The sequence below is a fragment of the Cupriavidus sp. SK-4 genome (assembly GCF_000611125.1).
GTDB lineage: Bacteria > Pseudomonadota > Gammaproteobacteria > Burkholderiales > Burkholderiaceae > Cupriavidus > Cupriavidus necator.
The window spans coordinates 1-1,354 of sequence record NZ_JFJW01000074.1 but is presented as its reverse complement, the minus strand read 5'-3'; the positions used below and the strand labels follow the sequence as shown (position 1 = coordinate 1,354).

Below are 1,354 nucleotides of genomic sequence, written 5' to 3'. Positions count from 1 at the left end.
CGCTTTGCCGCGCCGCTGGCGGACCGCTTCTACGTGATGGAGCACGGCAGCATCGTCGAGCGCTTCGCGGCCAATGAGCTGCAGGCCAAGATGCCGGTGCTGCACGAACTGCTGGGCGTATAAGGAGCGACTCATGAATCTGTTTGAAATCCCGCTCCCGGCGCTGCTGTCGCAGCTGTTGCTCGGGCTCGTCAACGGCGCCTTCTACGCCATGCTGAGCCTGGGCCTGGCGGTGATCTTCGGGCTGCTGAGCGTCATCAACTTCGCGCACGGTGCGCTCTTCATGCTGGGCGCGGTGCTGGCGTGGGCCGGCATGACCTATGCGGGGCTCAGCTACTGGGCGATGCTGCTGCTGTCGCCGCTGGTGGTGGCCGCGCTGGGCGTGGTGATCGAGAAGACCATGCTGCGCTGGATCTACAAGCTCGACCATATCTACGGCCTGCTGCTGACGCTGGGCATTACGCTGGTGGTCGAAGGCATCTTCCGCTCGGTTTATGGCGTGTCCGGGCTGCCCTATGGACCGCCCGAGGCGCTGCAGGGCGCCTCCGACCTCGGCTTCATGCGCTTGCCCAATTACCGCGTGTGGGTGGTTGGGGCATCGCTGGCGGTCTGCCTGTCGACGTGGTACGTGATCGAGAAGACCAGGCTGGGCGCCTACCTGCGCGCTGGCACCGAGAACGCCAAGGTGGTCGAGGCGTTCGGCGTCAACGTGCCGCGGATGGTGACGCTGACCTATGGCTTCGGCGTGGCGCTGGCCGCGTTTGCCGGGGTGCTGGCCGCGCCGGTCATGCAGGTATCGCCGCTGATGGGCCAGAACCTGATCATCGTCGTGTTCGCGGTGGTGGTGATCGGCGGCATGGGCTCGATCATGGGTGCGATCCTGACCGGCTTGGGGCTGGGCGTGATCGAAGGGCTGGCCAAGGTGTTGTACCCGGAAGCATCTTCCACCGTTGTCTTCGTCATCATGGTGGTGGTGCTGTTGTTGCGCCCGGCAGGGCTGTTCGGAAAGGAGAAGTGATGAGCGGACAATCTATCGCCGCAATCGGCGTACGGCAGCAGCAGGTGGCGGGGCGCCTGCCAAAGCAGGTGATATACGGCGTGGTGCTGGCGTGCCTGCTGGCCGCGCCACTGGCCGGTGCGTATCCGGTGTTCGTGCTCAAGGTGCTGTGCTTCGCGCTGTTTGCGTGCGCCTTCAACCTGCTGATCGGCTATACCGGGCTGCTGTCGTTCGGCCATGCGGCCTTCTTCGGCGGCGCTGGCTACGCCGCCGGTCATGCCATGAAGGTCTGGGGCGTGACGCCGGAGATCGGCCTGGTCCTGGGTACCGGTGCGGGCGCGCTGATCGGCTACGTGG

The 1,354-nt window shown here is 65.5% G+C and carries 1 protein-coding gene and 2 pseudogenes; all 3 read left to right on the top strand.

The window, feature by feature from the left end; genetic code table 11:
- A pseudogene (locus CF68_RS37080) lies at nt 1-123 on the top strand (ABC transporter ATP-binding protein); the annotation flags it as partial.
- A gap of 10 nt (nt 124-133) precedes the next feature.
- On the top strand, nt 134-1,018 hold the full coding sequence (locus tag CF68_RS15980; protein ID WP_013952152.1) for a branched-chain amino acid ABC transporter permease: 885 nt from the start codon (nt 134-136) through the stop codon (nt 1,016-1,018).
- A pseudogene (locus CF68_RS15975) lies at nt 1,018-1,354 on the top strand (branched-chain amino acid ABC transporter permease); the annotation flags it as partial. The gene CF68_RS15980 and the pseudogene CF68_RS15975, both read left to right, overlap by 1 nt.